Here is a 17619-nt window from a genome sequence, read left to right on the forward strand (position 1 = left end):
TTATCGATAATTTGTTTGCATAATCACTTTGCCATCTACCATCGTATTGGTTACAATAGGATAACCGTCATCCATTTTACCGATGATAATGATGTCCGCTTTCTTTCCGGCTTTAATTGACCCGATTTCTTGATCCAAATTTACAGCACGAGCAGGATTAATCGTGACAAGCTGGAACAATCGATGCAAATCTTCTTCATATTTATCAGCAAGTTCAAAAATGCCCTGTAGCATTGCTGGTGGATAATAATCACTGCAAACAATATCAATGACACGAGCTTGAATAGCTTCACTCGCACTTAAATTGCCAGAATGCGACCCACCCATCAAAATATTTGGAGCCCCGGCAATTGTATATAGACCCATACGCTTTGCCTCTTTTGCAACATCCAATGTAATCGGAAACTCGCTAATTGTTGTACCGTATGATTGAGTAAGCTGCAGCTTGGCAACATCATCGTCATCATGGGACGCAACAGCAATATTTCTTTCAATCGCAAGACAGCTCAACCGCTCAATTTCTTCATACGTCATTTTTGTTTTATCAATTTGTTCTTTAATGAGCACATCGGCTTCAGGTTCCGAAATAGACCGGTAGCCACGCATTGTCTCTTTATATATTTCTAGATTGCGATATTGCCCTTGTCCTGGCGTATGGTCCATAAATGAAAGTAAATGTATTTTTCCATCCAAGATATTTTGTTCAAGTGCCGGGATTTGATCGATTGAATCGATTTCAAAACGTGCATGCATCCGATGACGAATTAAGTGTTGTTCTGTATGTGTACTATGAATGGCATCAATGCAGCGTTGCACATTTTGCGGTTCGCGGATGGCCTTATGGGAATATTTATCATCTCCATAAAAGGATAACGAATGGAAGATTGTCGTAATACCATGTGTCATTAAAATACGTTCGCTCTCACGTAAACCAACTTTTAAACTCATAATGGATGTAGGTCTTGGGCTGATAATTGTCTCAATATAATCCGAGTGAATATCAACAAAACCAGGTGATACATACCCTCCGTCTGCATCAATTACCTGAACTTCAGCTAAATCCAACTCCTTCACAGGTACAATTCCTGCGATTAAAGCGCCATCAATAAGTACGGCATGGTCACTTAAAAACTGCTCTTCTGTTACGATAATACCGTTAATAATTGCTTGCATTTATATGCCCCCTACAATAATGAATAGACTAATTGCTGTGTATAAGAATGCTGCGGATCTTCCAGTACTTGATCGGTTAGGCCATGCTCAATAATTTCGCCATTTAGCATAACGATCGTGCGGTCCGCCAACATTCGGATAACAGCTAAATCATGTGAAACGACAATCATTGAAATATTAAATTCGCGCTGAATGGACTTAATTAAATCCAAAACATCCGCCTGTACGGATAAATCGAGTCCTGTCGTCACCTCATCGAGCAATAGTAACGGTGGATTATTTGATAGTGCCTTTGCTATTTGAACACGCTGTTGCATCCCACCGGAAAAGTTTTTAGGCGCTTCTTTACTGCGATGAAGCGGAATATTAACATGCTGTAATAAGTCGTAGCTTCTTGCTTCCATATTTCCGACATGACGATTCCCTGCGGCAATTTGTTTTTCTGCAATATTGCTTAATGATGAAAAGTCCATTTTTAATCCAAAAATAGGATTTTGATACACCATCCCTAGCAGCATATTGCGGATTTGACGCTTCATCTGGGAAGACTCCGTAAAAATATTGACCTTGCCATCTTTATAGTCTTCCAAGTAACCTTCACCTGTTGTGACGCTTTCATCAAAATACAGGCTTTTCATGAATGTAGATTTGCCACTGCCGCTTTCCCCGACAATCCCTAAAATTTCACCGCGATACAGCTCAAATGAAATGTCACGGCATGCATAAACCGTCTTGCAAACAGGACAATAATTCTTTTCTAGCTTTGGATTCGTTTGCTGGCAATGCAAGCAACCTTCCCCATATTGTTTTGAAAGATTCCGAACAGATAAGATTGGCTGTTCTACAATCATTTTGCCCCCACCTTTTGCTGTAAAATTTCTTGCATATAACTCGTGTCATTGCACATATAATACGTTTCACCGGTTTGTTCATCTGTTAGTTCATCTAAAAATACGTTGGATAGACCCGTTTCTTTACATGCTTTACCGTCAAATTGCTCGACAACAAACGGATAGTCTTCAAATGCCAATGAAGCCACTTTTGTATATGGAGGAACGGCATAAATTTTCTTTTCCCGACCTGCCCCTAATAAAATAAGTGCTTCGCTATTATGAATTTTCGGGTTATCATAGCGTGGAATAGGGCTTGGATTCATTAAATATCTATCATTGACAAGCACCGGATAATCAGCACCTTGGGATGTTTGGTTATAACGGATAATTTGTTCAAATAACATTAAATATGCACCACTATATTCTTTTTCCGCATGATGGCGCTTCGTTTTGAACTCACTGCGCTCAATTTTCCTAAGTGGTTCCGGCTCTGGCACTTGAAGTACTAGCACTTGATCTTTGCGTAACGGCACTTCCGGAATTCTGTGCCTTGACTGGATGAGGCTCGCTTCCTGTGTCCGAATTGTCGTATCGACTCCTGTCGTTTTTTGCACCAAATTTTTAATATTCACTGCGTTAACGGAATCATCCGCACCTTGATCGATAACTTTTAACACATCTTCTTTCCCGATAAGTGCCAGCGTTAACTGAAGGCCACCTGTACCCCAACCACGGCCAATAGGCAATTCACGGGAAGCAAACGGTACTTGATAACCGGGTATGGAAATTCCTTTTAAAATAGCGCGTCGAATTTCACGCTTCGATTGTTCATCCAATAATGCAAATGGTAAATGACTCATCGTTTCCCCTCCTTTTTAATTGTGCGCATTTGTTCTAATTTCGACTGGAATGTAACATAATGCGGCATTTTCAAGTGAGAGATAAAGCCTGTCGATTCAATAATATCAACATGCAGCAATACAAATTCCTCATCATGGATCGGTGTATTTCCTCCTGTTTCCAGTGCATGGTCAACAATCGACATTGCAATGGCCTTCGTTTCGTTTTGTCCAAAACATGCCCCATATCCGATATCGAATTCCAAAACTTGCTGCTGTTCATCATCGACATTTACCGGAATAAACGACTCTACTTCTGTTAGCTTAATAGAACCAATGTAGTATGGATCGTCATCACCATCGATTTCAACATGGATTGGCTGCATACCGACGCGTACTTCCCCTACATTTGGATGTGATGCACCATATCCGCGCAAACCTGCATAACCAAATGATGTAACAGTTCCGGTTTGTCCTCTTGTTAATGTTTGCAGACGCTGCGAGCGATTCGTCGGAAATGCTAAAGCCTGCTTAGTTACATCACTTGGCTCCACATCATTCAGTGGAAAAGTTCGAATTAAGTTTTCTTCCCGTAAATAATCCATCACTTTTGGTAATTTCTCGAGCTGCAGCTTACTTGTCTCAGGTTTCTCGAGGGCATTAAACTGTTCTATTTTCCGTTCCACATCCTCTTTTGTTTCTGTCATTAAACTGAAATCCAATAGACGATGCAAATAGTCATGTGAAGCACCTAATAGCTGACCGCCGGGAATATCTTTGAAACTTGAAGAGATTCTTCGCAACACAAACATATCTCTAGGATCGGTTATAGTTGAATAGTAAAGTCTCGGCAATGTGGAGCGATGGGCACGCAATAAAAACACCGCTTCCTCCTGATTTCCTTCACTTTGCTTCATAGCTAGAGCAGCTAATTGTTCGCTGTACAGGCTACTTTCCGACATAATTTGATCAAGGAATCCTCGCATCGTTCCTAGTAATTTTTGAACGGTAACATGCTCCCCACTCTTAATACGCTCATATTGTAAATGTTCCAAAGAAGCTTCAATTGCTTCGGATCCGCCTCTAACTGCTACGTATGCCATGATTGCTTCACCTCTTGAATTTTAGTTGTTCGTGGCAATGTTATAATTTCTGAATTGGAATTGATTAGAAGAACATCTACTCCCAATGGAAACTCATTATTTTTCATTTCTCTTAACTGCAGCCATTGTTCAGGAACATTAAGTTCCACTGCCTTTGAATGTTGAATGCCAGGCCCTTGTAAATGAACGATATTACCAATGTGATCTGTCATTTCATACAAAATGGTTGCCGATAGCTGTGGATCAATAAGATTGCCTACTTTTGCATGCTGTAATGCAAGCTGTGCCTGCTTTTCCGAGCAATCTGCTGAAATAATTATGAAGTCAGCCAAATCTACAGAGGCTAATTTGGCACCGGTCCAAGCCCGAATTTCACTTTGGATTACTGGACATTCATTGGCGACATAAAAGCTCACTTCACCATCAAGTAATGTAAGACAAGCTGAGACGGTTGCTGAATATAGCCCCGTAATTTCCTGTGACTGTTCTAGCCGTTGCTGATCTCCTGGGCGTGAGAAGCATTCCATTAATGAACGAAAAGTTTGTTGAGTAAAATGTACTGTTTCCATCATGTGCCTCCTTAAAGCGACATCGTGTTAAATTGAACTTTTGTTCGTTCAATCGAGCGTTTAATATTTTGCTGTTCTTGTGACAGTTCCATTTTCAATTGCTCCATAACAGGAATCCATTGTTTCGTTTCAGGAAAATCGCCTTTAAAGGCAGCATCAATTATCGCCAATGCCCTGCTTAATTCAGGTTCCATTTCACGGACTATCCCTGTTCCAAATACATTTTGAATTTTTACTTTCGTCTCTGTAACAAGTACCTCCCCTATGTAGAATAAAGACTGTTGGGCAGATTCCCTTAATTTCACCATCACAAGGCCTTCTCGTGGTGGCTGTACTTCAACGATTTCATATGTGTTTGCAATTTGATCAGCCATTTCCAAAGCTTGTTTTCTTCCAACTTCGATTAATAGCTTTGTACGTTCTGCTCTATTCAATTTGATCGCCCCTCTCTAACTACACCTTAACTTGTTGCCAAGTTGCGTAGTGTCAAGGTTTCGTAAAAGTAGTGTAAATACGCTTTACATAACTGGCGCCAGGTGGGTATGTAGAATCCTAACAAGCCCGAAAACTATTAAGAAAACAGAAAGCCCCCAACATAAAATGCCGGGGGTTAATTTATATTGTCACTATATTTGAAAATAGAAAAGGTCTGTACGGTAAATGATTTCAGTATATTCCAGCAGCACATTACGTTCTGCATCCCAGTTGTCGGATTCCACCTTAACTATAGGTACCAGCACCTCACAATTCAGCATATTCCGTTCAATTTCATTTACATATTGCACGGAGAGCTGAGAAAACGTACTCCTAAACTCCTTCACACCAAAACGTTGATAAAACTGGTACATTGATGTTAACCGGCTATCAATTTTCTTTATTTCCGGCATATTGCTCATGACAACATATGAGCGATGAATGGCTGCAGGTTCATCATCTATATAACGTAAACGTTCCACTAAATAAAGTGGCTCCTGTCCAATATCAATCTTCGTATAGATGGCATGATTCTGTGCCACACGCTCAAATTTTGTAAGCTTCGATTTATAGTTGGCTGTTTGACTTTTCATTTTTTCACTGAAGCTAATATTACCGGACATCACAACATCCAGCGGTTTTTGCTTCTGTTTAATAAATCTGCCAATACCTTTTTTGGAGTAAACAAGACCCATTTTCTCCAGTAAAGTATACACGTTCCTCACTTTAATTCGAGACATCTGAAATTGTTCTACTAACTGATACTCACTCGGTAATTTGAATTCAATATAAAACTTAGTATCCGAAATTGTTTCAAGTAAATAATCTTTTAATATTAGTTCCTGCTTGTCCATAAAAAACCACCTCTTTATAAAGAGGTTACACAGTAACTATTAATGCTTTGTTAGGATGGAGTGAAAAATTGTAAAGTTGCGAATAGCAAAAATTAATTAGATTTATATTTCGGTTTTTAGTAAGATTTATAGATGGAGGTGAGTACGTTGAAAAATGTTAACCGTTTATTTGTAATTATCGGCCTTATTATTCTTATTATTGTCGGGCGCTTCTTTTTAGCCCAAAATGAAGTAACCGAAATTCCTACTGTAACGGTTGTAACGAATGAACAAACAATTGATTCTATTCGTGGAAGCTATTGCTGGCATTCTGCTGGCGAAGCTACATGTGTGGATACTGCAGCGCCTCATGAATTGGTACAGGAATCGGATATGCCTTATATTAAGGTTCAACCGAATGAAGAGGTTGAATTTAAATATGATCAGCAAATTACGAGTGTTTCGATTCAGCTGTGGCAGGAAGATCATATTTATGAGGAAATCGCAACGACCGCTCGATTTACCGCACCAACTGAAAAAGGTACATATATTATTTCAAGCTTTACCCGTTTTAGTAATGGGGATGTCAGCGATACAATAGCAATAGAAGTCGAATAGCAGAACGGAACACAGCATGGTTTTTTACAAAGCCATGCTGTTTTTAATTCAATTAGACGGTGAACTTTCACCTATTCACCTTAAAATCAGTGTATTCAAAAATGCATAACCGGAAAGATTCGCATTATTATCCCTAATGAAGATTTGACAATTTACGAATTTGTACATTTAAGGTTAAATAGAAATGAGCCTGGGACAAAACGAAAAATACCCATTTTTTCAAAGAAAAAATGGATATTTTTCTGCTTCTGCCAAAATTGATTTCCGTTCCGGGGACGCTTTCCGGGGGCACGGCCTTACACGAACGTCTCAGGCGTCGGTGCTCCTGCGGTTACTCGTCGCAAAATAAATTTCGCTGTTCCCCCAGGAGTCGCCCCTTCACTCCAATCAATTCATATAGTATCAGTTTCTTAATAAGGACATTTCCCTTATCCAAACAAATTTTAACTTATGTCCCAGGCTCATTCGCTTATTGTTGTTTTGTAATTTTAGTTAAATCTTCTTGTAATTGCTGTAATTGTTGGCTTGCCTTTGATATGGCCATCATCATTTCATGTTCTTCATGAATAGATGTAGCAATTTCTTCTGTCATTGCTGCATTTTCTTCAGATATAGCAGATAAGCTTTCCATTTGGTTCATTGCATCTTCGACCATACGATTTGTATTCGTAATAGTCAGCATATCCTCAGATAGCTTCGTTTGAATATTATCAAAGGATTGCTTTATCCCATTAAAAGAAACGGAAATATCATTTAAAGTTTCTACATTTGAATGCACTGCATCCTTGCCTTCATATGCTTTTAACCGAGCAGTTGCTGCACGTTGAAGTAGTTGCTTTGTAACTTCTGTGATATTCATTGCGATTTCCGCGCTTTGTCCAGCAAGCTTTTTAACTTCATCTGCAACAACAGCAAAACCTTTCCCGTGTTCTCCTGCTCTTGCTGCTTCTATCGATGCATTCAAAGATAATAAGTTTGTTTGGTCAGCAATAGCTTTAATACCATCAAGAAGTTCATTCACTTTTTCTAAACTTTCGTGCAGATCGTCTATTGTTACTGTCGTCAAGTCAATGGAATCACTTAACGTTTCCATACCATTAGTTACCTCATGCACTTTTTTCCAACTGTATTCTACAGCTGCCTGAACCTCAGTTGACCCTTTTACTGTTATTTCTGATGATTGTTTTGTCATGAGCATATTTTGATGAGCTAAAACCATTTGTTCATTAATTTTCTGAATCATTTCCGCTTCACTATGAATTGCGGTTGCCATTTGATTTGAAGAGTGTAGAATCGTTTCACTTGCTTCATTCAATGTACCGACATTTTCATTCACATTAATAATATTTTGGGCTAATTGGACTGATCCGTCGTCAATTTTATTTAAGATTACCGTTAAATTAGCTAAAAGTTCCTTTGCTTCTTTTTCTTTTGACTGAGCATCTTTCACTAATTTATTGCCCCACTTTGTTAAGCGATAAAGCATATAATTACAGCCATTAATAATAGCAAAAACTGTAATGAAAACAGGAATCCCGGCATTATCTCCTAATAAATTCTCTGGTGATACTAAGTACAATATCAAATATAAACTATTAATAACTGTCAGAAATGTGAGTATTAATCGCTCATTGAAATACATTGCCGCCATTATGAATGTAATAAATAATATGTAATGCTTGTTGGTCGCGTAACCGTCCAGATAAAATAACAGAATAATAACGATTGCAGGAAGAAGGGAGAAGATTAGTCCTTTTGCAAAATAAGATATCTTCAAAAAATAATTCAGCGTCGATAATATAATGACACTACCTCCTGCTATGAGATATGGGATAGATTGAGTCAGTCCATTTTTATATATAAGCGGTGCGACAATTAATACAACTAAAATTACTGTTAGTAAAAAATTTAACTGGTGAACCCAATTTAATTTATCAGTATGCTTTTTCAAAATTTATCCCCCTAGGAACTATGTACTAAAATAGTCTATTGTGGATATATTTTACAGTCAGTATAGTAAATATTCAATCTATTTTTTTATTACATCAAAACATTATGTTATTTAACTTTAATAAAAAAGAAGCATCACAAAATTTTATTCGTGTGCCTCTTTCATATATTATTTTTTTCGAACAACAGCCCGTACCGGTGACCCGTCAGCGCCTTCTATTTTTAATGGTAATGCAATTAAATCATAGAGCCCGGGCGTTACTTCTATTAAATCCAGCCCCTCTAAAATATGAATCCCATTTTCATAGAGCGCATGATGGGCTGATACTTCCTTACTATCTAAAGGATCAACTGAAGGATTATCCACACCGAGTAAAATAACACCGCGCTCCTTTAAAAAGGATGCTACATCTGGAGAAATAACAGGTATCTTTTCCGGAAATTGTTCTGAAGGCTGATTCACCGTTTTCAACAGAACACGTTTTGCTCCAAGAAAATCAATGGATGATAGCATTTCTGCTGTAATGACTTCCTCTCCGACACAAGATACAATATAACAATCCCCAATATAAGTATTGATGTCTAATTGTTCGATTGTCTCGGCCTCACTATTAAAATGAAAAGGCGCATCTACATGTGTGCCGGTATGCAAGGAAGTTGTTATTCTCCCAATATTGACCGAGCCCGTCTGCTGCTTTGTATACCCTACTTCAAATGAAAACGGTGTATCCCCCGGCCAGTTCGGCATCCCTTTTTTCATCGTTTGTGTTATATCAATCCACATAGCATCACCTCTAATATTGAAATACTAAATAGCCGAGAACGAGTAAAATTACTGCCGGTACAACAAAGGTCATTAAAATTCGATAGGTTCTGTAAAAGCCTTCCCCCATTTTACTGCCCTGTAACAACTCACTTTTAACAATATTTTTATCCATAATATGCATAATAAAAATTGCTATCAGTAAATTGCCGACCGGTAAAATTACATTCGACACAACAAAATCTGTAAAGTCAAAAATACTTCGGCCAAATATTGATACATCACCTAATGTACTGTATGTCAGAGTAGATGGAATCGAAGCGATAAATACAAGTACACCAATAATCATCGTAATTTGAGCGCGCGTAATATTCCACTTCTCGATTACTGCCGCTACTATAATTTCATACATACTGAAGGATGAAGTTAAAGTCGCGAATAAAAATAAAATTAAAAACATCGCCAGGAAAACTTCGCCAAATGGCATCTGTGAGAATGCTGCCGGCAATACCATGAATAATAATGGCGGTCCGCTTGCCACTTCCATATCAAAAGCAAATACGACAGGGAAAATGGCTAAACCTGCTAAAAAGGAAACAAAAATACTCAACCCTACAACTGAGCCTGCTGAATTCGGTAAGCTTACATCTTTCTTTAAATAAGAACTATATGTAACTAAACAAGAAAACCCAACTGCGAGCGCAAAAAAAGATTGCCCTAAAGCATATAGTATTGATTCACCTGTAACGTTCGAAAAGTCCGGATACAGGAAAAACTTGATTCCTTCCATCGCACCATCAAGCGTAACAGCTCTAATTACTAATATAAAGAACATAATAAATAAAAGCGGCATCATAAACTTATTGGCTTTTTCAATTCCGTTCTGTACACCAAGTGCAATAATAATTACATTGGCAATTGTGAATAATGCTAGTCCTAAGAGCGCAATCCATGGTGTACCTGTTACTTGTCCGAAAAATGCACCTGGATCCAAAGTCGGCTCAATCACATTGCCAACTATAGATACGCCACTATATACGAATATCCAGCCACCTACAACACTATAAAACGATAATAATAGGAAACATCCTAATATCCCGAGTTTTCCGATCCATGCCCAAACTTTTGGATTTGGCGAAAGCACTTTATACGCAGTAACCGCTTCTTTTTGTGCGGCCCGCCCGATAATATATTCTGATAATAGCATTGGTAAACCAATAATTAATGTGAGTACTACAAAAATTAAAAAGAATGCGCCGCCTCCACTTTGACCGGCTACATAGGGCATCTTCCATATCGCCCCAAGCCCTATCGCTGCACCAGCTGACGCTAATACAAATCCTAATTTACTTGACCACTGTCCTTTACTCTTCTCCATTTGCCTCACTCCACTCATACTAAACTAAGCTTAACTAAACTATAACACTGTTCGTAAATCCCATAGCTCCGGGAAAAAACGATGATCAAGCACTTGACGTAAATAATTGACTCCGGATGATCCACCCGTGCCTACTTTAAAGCCAATAATACGCTCGACCGTTTTCATATGACGGAATCGCCATTGCTGCAATGAATCTTCTATATCGACAAGCTTTTCGCCGAGCTGGTATAAATCCCAGTACTTATCGGTATTTTCATAGACGGTTTTCCATGCAGCAGCAACAGAATCGTCACCACTATATACTACCGAAAAATCTCGATTTAGCAAAGCCTCATTAACTGGTAATCCAGCTTTTGCCAACGCTTGGATGGAAACGTCATAAATACTCGGTGCATCGTAAGCTTCCTTTAATCTTGCTAAAACGTCCTTTTCTTTCTCATAAATTTTTAAAATATGAGGTGTTTTATATCCAAGCGAAAATTCAATTAAACGATATTGATAGCTTTGGAAACCGGATGCTTTTCCAAGATCATCTCGGAACTGCAAATATTCTGCAGGAGTCATTGTTGCCAATACATCCCACGCCTGAATAATTTGCATTTGTATTTTTGAAACTCGTGCCAGCATTTTAAAAGCCGGCTGCATTTCCCCACGTTCAATTGCTTGAATTGCACCTTGCATTTCATGAATAATTAGCTTCATCCAAAGCTCACTTACTTGATGAATAATGATAAAAAGCATTTCATCGTGATGATTGGATAGGCGGTTTTGATTGTTTAAAATTGCGTCTAAACTTAAATACTCGCCGTATGTCATATCCTCCTTGAAATCGGTATGAATGCCATTTTCACTTTTTAGCTTTTGCTGTAAATCTGAAATTGAACGTTTTTCCATCGAACCACTCCTTATGCAATGATATCTCGCTTATTCTCATGATTCTCATAAGTTTTATTGATAACAATATCTTTTAAACCTTGAACAGCCCGCCATACTTCTTCAAAAGAATTATATAGCGCAACCGGGGCTAAGCGGATACCATTTGGTGCACGGAAATCCGGTACCACTCCATTTTCCTTTAAAGCTTTACAAATCCTAGCCGCCTCGTCATGCACTAAAAACAGATGCCCCCCTCGTGTTTCATCAAGTGGGTTACCGAATGTAAATGTATTTGGCATTTCGTGCATAATGCATTCCATCATATATGCTGTTAAAGCAAGCGACTTTTCACGTACAGCATCAATCCCTACTTCTGCAAAAATGGAAAGTGCGCCTTCAATAGGTGCCAGACTTAATATATGAGGTGTCCCGATTTGATAAGCCCCTGCATGAGGCGCTGCCGAAATCGTTGTCGTTAAATCAAATTGTTTTTCCTTTGCCGAGCCGAACCAGCCGGCTAAACCAGGTACTGTACCAAAATGCTTCTCATGGACAAACAAACCTGCAACAGATCCCGGGCCCCCATTTAAATGCTTATAATTGCACCAAAATGCAAAGTCTGCACCAATTTCATGAAGCTGATGTGGAATCGAGCCGATTGAATGGCATAAATCAAAGCCAACGATAATGCCTCGTTCGTGAGCTGCTTTCGTAATTGCCTGTAAATCCAGCACTTGCCCACTGCGATATAACACAGCCGGTAAAACAGCGACTGCTACATCATCAGTCATTGCTTCAATAATTGCTTCAGTTGTAATTGTTTGCCCATTCTCACTTTTTACGAGCTTCATATGGCTTTCCGGTAAATTATGTAGCGCAATTTGACTGGCAATCGCATATAAGTCAGACGGGAAATTCAGCTCATCTGCCAAAATTTTATTCCTCTTCTCGGTAGGTTTGAAAAATGTAGCAAGTAGCTGATGTAAGTTCGTCGTAGTTGAACCGGTTAATACGACTTCCTCACTTTTTGCGCCAACAAGTGGTGCACAGTATTCACCGAGCTTTTCAGACAAATAAAACCACGGATGCTCCCCACTCGTCCAGCCATCAATGCCGTAGTGCTTCCATGAGTCAAGCAGCGTCAGTACCGATTGTTCAGCACGCTTTGAAAGCAGTCCTAGTGAATTGCCGTCTAAATAGATTTGACCTTCTTTTTTATAAAACTCGTCGGCATATTTTCGAAGTTGATCCTGTTGATCTAGTAATCTCGCTTTTTCAATTGTGGACATCTTTTCACCTCTCCATTATTACTTACTATTATCGTACGAAGGAAAAGATTTATTGTCAAAGTATTCTGAAACCAATTCCATTAATTTAATATAAAAATTGAATATAAATAAACCGGAACAAGAAGGCCTATCAATAAAAATGACAGTTTGCGCCAATTATTTTTCCCGTATTTATTTTCAATCAAAATATTGATGCCGGCTACAGCAAGACTGCTGCCAATAATCCACATAAAATGAATATGGGGTGTGATAAACAGGAGGATAAGCAAGCTTAATAAATAGAATAACGTCAGCACACTTTGTCCTGTATGGGAATGCTTAGGTAACTTTCTTTTTGGATCCGATTTATCACGCATTTGGCGATCAGCGTATGCATAACTACCGATTAATAAAACAAACAGTGAATAAAACGCTACAGTGTGGGTGGTAGTCGGTTGATCATACTGAATAAGCGGTATACCCGAACCATCTTCCAATTTATAATACTGTCCTGTTGAAGCATCTTCATAGTAGATATTTCGAGAATCCAAATGTTGATAATACAGCTTAGATGTATCGTCGCTGAAATTAAACCGGTAAGAAGAATAAATTACCGAAGTTGCATCCGGTTTATCAGTTATTTGTAGTTGATTGTATACTTTCCAAATCTCATCCAATGCTTTCTCATTTGTCACCCGATTTACATGTAACTGCAGTGCGGACTTCGGGTTTCCCTTTCCATTTACTGTATAAACAGAAATTAGTTGGTTATCATTAGTAGTTGTTGCCGTTTGATTATCGAGAGGAGTAGTTGCAATTAAAAACATTGTAATACCTACAATGCTGACGATTAATGCAAATATACGCCAATCAACAACCTTTTGCTTGCTGCGCCTTATTATCTTGTTAAGATCAGCCTGTTTTTTTTCCTCATCTACTTTAATATTGCGTAAGGTTTTTAAATGCTTCTCTTCAAACATCATTTTCCCCTCCCAACAATTCACGCAATACCTTTAAACCGCGCGCCGTATTATTTTTCACCTTTACTTCACTACAGTTTAAAATCATCGCCGTCTCTTTTACCGAATATTCTTCGATATAGCGAAGGATAACTACTTCCCGATAGTTCCATTTAATTTGTTGTAACGCGCCATAGAGCTTTTCGATTTCTGCATTGCGCTCAATGATTTCTTCTGGTAAACCTTCCTTTGCAATAGGTTCTGAATTTAATTGAAAAAATCCAATAATTTTTTTCCTGCGGTAATGATCATATACAAGATTTCGGGCGATTTTCAGCAAATATGTACGTTCAAACTCAGAATAATTTTTATGATAAAAACGGTAAAATGTTTCTTGCAAAAGATCATGTGTTAACTCTTGATCATTTGTTAAATAACGTATGTATTTATAAACAGCTTCGTAATTGTCCTCAAAAACTTCACGTCGCAAAAAATCAGCCTCCTTCCTCTATAAAGACGAGTAACATACAATTTGGAATCACTTTTTCTATGTAAAAAATTACAAAAATAAAACCCCATGCAATTTTTCGATTGCACAGGGTTTCAAATTGCCTAATTATACGCCCATTTTACGACGTGTGTTGCTCGTTTTTTTCGTTTGTTGACTTTTCATCTTTTTCGTTGAAGTGTCACCTTTTAAATTGCCCTTGCCGTTATTGGCATTGTTTTTCTTAGCTTCTAATTGTTGTTTCACAAGTTCCTGTAAGCTTAATTTCTTTTTCTCTTGCTCAGACATATTCATACCTCCTCATTTACCTTCTCCACTTAGTATAAATCGAGGTTCACTCATTTGTAAAAGAAATGATGCATTTTCCCAATTTAAATTTAAACCAATGACGAATACTCATAAAAATAGTCTCCTACTAGTTGTAAGAGACTTCCTTTGTCGGGGAATTAAAGTAATATCCAATTCCGCTTTTCGTTTTTATCCATTTAGGGGAGCTTGGCTGTTCTTCAATTTTTTCTCGTAGTCTTCGGATATGTACATCGACTGTACGCCGATCACCTTTAGTAAAGTCCAGTATATCAATGATTTCTTCACGGGATTTAATATTTCCAGGCTGCTCTAGTAAATGCAGCAGCAATTTAAATTCACGCTTCGTTAATGGAATCTCTACTTCATCTTTAAATACTTTAAAGGTTACTAAATCGACACGGAACGGCCCAATTAATAGTTCTGATATACGCTCCTGTTGCCGAATTTCTTTTTCATGACGTTTTAAATGGATCCGAAGACGAGTGAGCATTTCACGGAACCCAAACGGTTTACGAATGTATTCCGTTGCACCAATCTCAAGGGCAAGCACAATATCCAACTCATCTGTACGGGCACTTATCATAATGATCGGAAAATCGTGCTCGAAACGAATTTGACGGCATAATTCGATCCCTTCAATATCGGGAAGCATCCAATCCAGCAAAATCGCATCCGGTTCAAACGCTTTAATAACTTGCATAATATTTTTCCCATTTTTAACGCAATGAACTTCATAGCCGTCCTTTACTAAATAAATACGCAGTAAATTCACTAAATTTTCGTCATCTTCAACGACTAATATTTTTTTCGTCATCAATGATTCCCCGCTTCTCTAGTTAATTTAGGTCAAATAACTGCCCTTTAATAAAGTACGCTGTTGATTCCGCCATATTTGTAATATGATCTGCTGCACGCTCAACAAAACGATTAATGAAAAGCAACTGCAGTGTTTGCTCTATATCCTGTGGACTTTCTTTTAAATAATCTGTCAGTACTGCATAATTTTCGTGGTTCTTCTGATCGACTTTATCGTCAAGCCCCCCAACTGCTTTTGCTAATGCGATATCTTCCTCTATGAAAGCAGTCATCGATTTTTTCAGCATATCCATTGAGATATTTTTCATTTCAACTAAGGATGTTTTTGCCAATATAGAATCGGTTTTGCTAATTCTGATCGTCGCTTTTGCTGTATTTACGGCAAAATCCGCTATACGCTCGATGTTGGAAGACATTTTAATCATACTAATAATACGACGTAAGTCACGAGCTACAGGCTGTTCTTTCGCCATCAGCCAAATTGCCATTTGATTGATCTCATTTTCCAGGTCATCTATGGACGAATCTTCTTCAATAACTGCTAACGCTAATACCATGTCCTGTTCTTCTAAGGCTTTAAACGCTTTTTCCATTGCTGCAACCGTCAAGTCAACCATTTCACCCATCTTATTTTGTAACTCGAGCATGTTCTTTTCGAAATTTTCGCGAATCATCCGTAAATCCCCCTCTTATCCGAATCGTCCTGTTACATAGTCTTCTGTACGCTCATCTTTTGGTGTCGAGAAAATCACATTTGTATCATCATATTCAACAACCTCGCCATTTAAGAAGAACGCTGTTTTATCACTAATACGTGCTGCTTGCTGCATGTTGTGCGTTACAATAACAATTGTATAATCTTTTTTCATTTGCGTGATTAATTCTTCTACTTTTAATGTAGAAATTGGATCAAGCGCTGAAGTTGGTTCATCCATTAATATTACATCCGGCTTCATTGCGATAGCACGAGCTATACATATACGTTGTTGCTGACCACCGGATAATCCTAAAGCAGAAGATTTTAAACGGTCTTTTACTTCATCCCAAATGGCAGCACCGCGTAAAGATTCCTCAACTATTTCATTTAGAATTTTTTTATTTTTAATCCCTTGCATACGTGGACCATAGGCTACATTATCATAAATGCTCATTGGGAATAGATTCGACTTTTGGAACACCATCCCTACTTTTGTACGCAGTTTTATAACATCATTCGATTCATATACATTTTCACCATCAATATGAATATTACCGATTACACGTACACCGTCAATCAGGTCATTCATACGATTTAAAGTACGTAAAAATGTTGATTTACCACAACCAGATGGACCGATTAATGCTGTTACTTCCTTTTCTTTTATATCTAAATTGACATTGTATAATGCCTGTTTTTCACCGTAAAATAAATTTAAGTCATTTACTTGTATTTTCGTGGCAAAATCGTCCTTCGTTGCAGTTGTTGTTGAATTGAAGATTGATGCTTCTGATACGATCATAGTCATGTTAGTTTAGCTCCTTTTAATAATCTGCTTTGTTTAATTTTTTTGAAATATACGTTGCCGATAAATTCAGCACTAAAATAATGACGATTAATACGATACCAACAGCAGCTGCAAGACCGATATCGCCAGCCTCCTGCGTAACTAAAAATGAATGTACAGTTAATGTACGGGCAGATGAGAATATACTAGTTGGCATTGCCGCTACTGTACCAGCCGTTAAGAAAATTGCCGCCGATTCCCCTACGATACGACCAATTGACAGGATAATACCTGATAAAATACCTGGCATTGCACTTGGTAGGATTATTTTAATTAGTGTCTGCAATTTTGTCGTTCCTAATGCAAGTGAACCTTCACGATATGTTGTCGGTACTGTCTTTAATGCTTCTTCAGTTGTTCGGATAATAACAGGTAATACGATAATTGTTAAAGTTAGTGATGCTGCGATAATTGACATTCCGAGCTTTAAAATCGCTACGAAGAAAACGGCACCGAATAGACCATAAATAATAGATGGTATCCCTGTTAAACTTTCCGTTGCAAAACGAATGATGCGGACTAGACGACCTTGTTTTGCGTACTCATGTAAGTAAACAGCCGCTAAAATTCCGATTGGTGTTGCAATGGCCAATGAAATTAAAATTGTTAAAATTGTTGTAACAATCATCGGGAAAATCCCACCGCCACCTGTTGGTGAATAATCACCGAATATAAAATCAAAGCTAATGTATGAAAAACCTTTATAGAATATATAGCCCACGATTATAACTAGGACAGCTACCGAAACGAATGCGGAACCCCAAAGTAATCCACGGAGCATATTATCTTTAAATTGTCGCATG

General features: G+C 38.1%; 20 protein-coding genes. 1 reads left to right on the forward strand and 19 read right to left on the reverse strand.

The features are described 5' to 3' along the window. From phnM to NYE67_RS12300, 7 genes are all read right to left on the reverse strand, one after another. Nucleotides 1–1173 carry a phosphonate metabolism protein PhnM gene (gene phnM, locus NYE67_RS12270; protein ID WP_340730200.1) on the reverse strand — a complete coding sequence of 391 codons (1173 nt, stop codon included), beginning with the start codon at nucleotides 1171–1173 and terminating at the stop codon, nucleotides 1–3. Between the two features lie 11 nt (nucleotides 1174–1184). Continuing rightward, nucleotides 1185–2024 carry an ATP-binding cassette domain-containing protein gene (locus tag NYE67_RS12275; RefSeq protein ID WP_340730201.1) on the reverse strand — a complete coding sequence of 280 codons (840 nt, stop codon included), beginning with the start codon at nucleotides 2022–2024 and terminating at the stop codon, nucleotides 1185–1187. Then, entirely contained in the window at nucleotides 2021–2866 is an 846-nt protein-coding gene (locus tag NYE67_RS12280; RefSeq protein WP_340730202.1) for an alpha-D-ribose 1-methylphosphonate 5-phosphate C-P-lyase PhnJ, read from the reverse strand. Before NYE67_RS12280 ends, NYE67_RS12275 begins: the two co-directional genes overlap by 4 nt. After that, nucleotides 2863–3948, reverse strand: coding sequence for a carbon-phosphorus lyase complex subunit PhnI (locus NYE67_RS12285; RefSeq protein WP_340730203.1), 1086 nt, complete (start codon nucleotides 3946–3948; stop codon nucleotides 2863–2865). The genes NYE67_RS12280 and NYE67_RS12285 overlap by 4 nt, the downstream gene beginning before the upstream one ends. Beyond that, nucleotides 3936–4517, reverse strand: a complete 582-nt coding sequence (gene phnH / locus NYE67_RS12290) for a phosphonate C-P lyase system protein PhnH (RefSeq protein ID WP_340730204.1) — start codon at nucleotides 4515–4517, stop codon at nucleotides 3936–3938. The genes NYE67_RS12285 and phnH overlap by 13 nt, the downstream gene beginning before the upstream one ends. Nucleotides 4518–4528: 11 nt before the next feature. Continuing rightward, nucleotides 4529–4951: a phosphonate C-P lyase system protein PhnG gene (phnG, locus tag NYE67_RS12295; protein WP_340730205.1), complete on the reverse strand. Its 423-nt coding sequence runs from the start codon at nucleotides 4949–4951 to the stop codon at nucleotides 4529–4531. A 192-nt stretch (nucleotides 4952–5143) separates the two neighbouring features. Continuing rightward, nucleotides 5144–5845: a GntR family transcriptional regulator gene (locus NYE67_RS12300; protein ID WP_340730206.1), complete on the reverse strand. Its 702-nt coding sequence runs from the start codon at nucleotides 5843–5845 to the stop codon at nucleotides 5144–5146. Nucleotides 5846–5983: 138 nt separating this feature from the next. On the opposite strand from NYE67_RS12300, the gene NYE67_RS12305 reads away from it, so the two are divergent. Continuing rightward, entirely contained in the window at nucleotides 5984–6442 is a 459-nt protein-coding gene (locus NYE67_RS12305) for a cAMP-binding protein (RefSeq protein ID WP_340730910.1), read from the forward strand. A 469-nt stretch (nucleotides 6443–6911) separates the two neighbouring features. Here NYE67_RS12305 and NYE67_RS12310 read toward each other — a convergent pair whose 3' ends face one another. From NYE67_RS12310 to pstA, 12 genes are all read right to left on the reverse strand, one after another. Further along, complete coding sequence (locus NYE67_RS12310; protein WP_340730207.1) at nucleotides 6912–8393, reverse strand: methyl-accepting chemotaxis protein; 1482 nt, start codon at nucleotides 8391–8393, stop codon at nucleotides 6912–6914. Between the two features lie 168 nt (nucleotides 8394–8561). Further along, nucleotides 8562–9176, reverse strand: coding sequence for an arylformamidase (gene kynB / locus NYE67_RS12315; RefSeq protein ID WP_340730208.1), 615 nt, complete (start codon nucleotides 9174–9176; stop codon nucleotides 8562–8564). Between the two features lie 10 nt (nucleotides 9177–9186). Beyond that, entirely contained in the window at nucleotides 9187–10533 is a 1347-nt protein-coding gene (locus tag NYE67_RS12320) for a sodium-dependent transporter (RefSeq protein WP_340728386.1), read from the reverse strand. A 39-nt stretch (nucleotides 10534–10572) separates the two neighbouring features. Next, complete coding sequence (gene kynA / locus NYE67_RS12325) at nucleotides 10573–11430, reverse strand: tryptophan 2,3-dioxygenase (RefSeq protein ID WP_340728387.1); 858 nt, start codon at nucleotides 11428–11430, stop codon at nucleotides 10573–10575. Nucleotides 11431–11441: 11 nt separating this feature from the next. Further along, a complete protein-coding gene (kynU, locus tag NYE67_RS12330) occupies nucleotides 11442–12701 on the reverse strand; it encodes a kynureninase (protein WP_340730209.1) in 1260 nt (419 codons plus the stop codon). Nucleotides 12702–12781: 80 nt separating this feature from the next. After that, entirely contained in the window at nucleotides 12782–13660 is an 879-nt protein-coding gene (locus tag NYE67_RS12335; protein WP_340730210.1) for a hypothetical protein, read from the reverse strand. Then, a complete protein-coding gene (locus NYE67_RS12340) occupies nucleotides 13653–14129 on the reverse strand; it encodes an RNA polymerase sigma factor (RefSeq protein ID WP_340730211.1) in 477 nt (158 codons plus the stop codon). The genes NYE67_RS12335 and NYE67_RS12340 overlap by 8 nt, the downstream gene beginning before the upstream one ends. Nucleotides 14130–14255: 126 nt before the next feature. Further along, nucleotides 14256–14435 carry a hypothetical protein gene (locus tag NYE67_RS12345; protein ID WP_191700070.1) on the reverse strand — a complete coding sequence of 60 codons (180 nt, stop codon included), beginning with the start codon at nucleotides 14433–14435 and terminating at the stop codon, nucleotides 14256–14258. Between the two features lie 127 nt (nucleotides 14436–14562). Further along, nucleotides 14563–15270: a response regulator transcription factor gene (locus NYE67_RS12350; RefSeq protein WP_191700072.1), complete on the reverse strand. Its 708-nt coding sequence runs from the start codon at nucleotides 15268–15270 to the stop codon at nucleotides 14563–14565. Between the two features lie 22 nt (nucleotides 15271–15292). Beyond that, complete coding sequence (gene phoU / locus NYE67_RS12355) at nucleotides 15293–15946, reverse strand: phosphate signaling complex protein PhoU (protein ID WP_340730212.1); 654 nt, start codon at nucleotides 15944–15946, stop codon at nucleotides 15293–15295. 15 nt (nucleotides 15947–15961) lie between these two features. Continuing rightward, nucleotides 15962–16777, reverse strand: coding sequence for a phosphate ABC transporter ATP-binding protein PstB (gene pstB, locus NYE67_RS12360; protein WP_340730213.1), 816 nt, complete (start codon nucleotides 16775–16777; stop codon nucleotides 15962–15964). Nucleotides 16778–16793: 16 nt separating this feature from the next. Beyond that, entirely contained in the window at nucleotides 16794–17618 is an 825-nt protein-coding gene (pstA, locus tag NYE67_RS12365; protein WP_340728395.1) for a phosphate ABC transporter permease PstA, read from the reverse strand. Between the last annotated feature and the right edge of the window lies 1 nt (nucleotide 17619).

Origin of the sequence: Solibacillus sp. FSL W8-0474, assembly GCF_038004065.1 — a bacterium.
Taxonomy (GTDB): domain Bacteria; phylum Bacillota; class Bacilli; order Bacillales_A; family Planococcaceae; genus Solibacillus; species Solibacillus faecavium.

Bases quoted from the DNA above. Each gene is read 5' to 3' on its own strand.
- NYE67_RS12280 (WP_340730202.1), bottom strand. From the start codon at position 2,866: ATGAGTCATTTACCATTTGCATTATTGGATGAACAATCGAAGCGTGAA.
- NYE67_RS12350 (WP_191700072.1), bottom strand. From the start codon at position 15,270: ATGACGAAAAAAATATTAGTCGTTGAAGATGACGAAAATTTAGTGAAT.
- kynA (WP_340728387.1), bottom strand. From the start codon at position 11,430: ATGGAAAAACGTTCAATTTCAGATTTACAGCAAAAGCTAAAAAGTGAA.
- NYE67_RS12275 (WP_340730201.1), bottom strand. From the start codon at position 2,024: ATGATTGTAGAACAGCCAATCTTATCTGTTCGGAATCTTTCAAAACAA.
- phnM (WP_340730200.1), bottom strand. From the start codon at position 1,173: ATGCAAGCAATTATTAACGGTATTATCGTAACAGAAGAGCAGTTTTTA.
- phnH (WP_340730204.1), bottom strand. From the start codon at position 4,517: ATGGAAACAGTACATTTTACTCAACAAACTTTTCGTTCATTAATGGAA.
- pstA (WP_340728395.1), bottom strand. From the start codon at position 17,618: ATGCGACAATTTAAAGATAATATGCTCCGTGGATTACTTTGGGGTTCC.
- NYE67_RS12320 (WP_340728386.1), bottom strand. From the start codon at position 10,533: ATGGAGAAGAGTAAAGGACAGTGGTCAAGTAAATTAGGATTTGTATTA.
- NYE67_RS12300 (WP_340730206.1), bottom strand. From the start codon at position 5,845: ATGGACAAGCAGGAACTAATATTAAAAGATTATTTACTTGAAACAATT.
- NYE67_RS12345 (WP_191700070.1), bottom strand. From the start codon at position 14,435: ATGTCTGAGCAAGAGAAAAAGAAATTAAGCTTACAGGAACTTGTGAAA.
- NYE67_RS12335 (WP_340730210.1), bottom strand. From the start codon at position 13,660: ATGTTTGAAGAGAAGCATTTAAAAACCTTACGCAATATTAAAGTAGAT.
- NYE67_RS12285 (WP_340730203.1), bottom strand. From the start codon at position 3,948: ATGGCATACGTAGCAGTTAGAGGCGGATCCGAAGCAATTGAAGCTTCT.
- kynU (WP_340730209.1), bottom strand. From the start codon at position 12,701: ATGTCCACAATTGAAAAAGCGAGATTACTAGATCAACAGGATCAACTT.
- kynB (WP_340730208.1), bottom strand. From the start codon at position 9,176: ATGTGGATTGATATAACACAAACGATGAAAAAAGGGATGCCGAACTGG.
- pstB (WP_340730213.1), bottom strand. From the start codon at position 16,777: ATGACTATGATCGTATCAGAAGCATCAATCTTCAATTCAACAACAACT.
- phoU (WP_340730212.1), bottom strand. From the start codon at position 15,946: ATGATTCGCGAAAATTTCGAAAAGAACATGCTCGAGTTACAAAATAAG.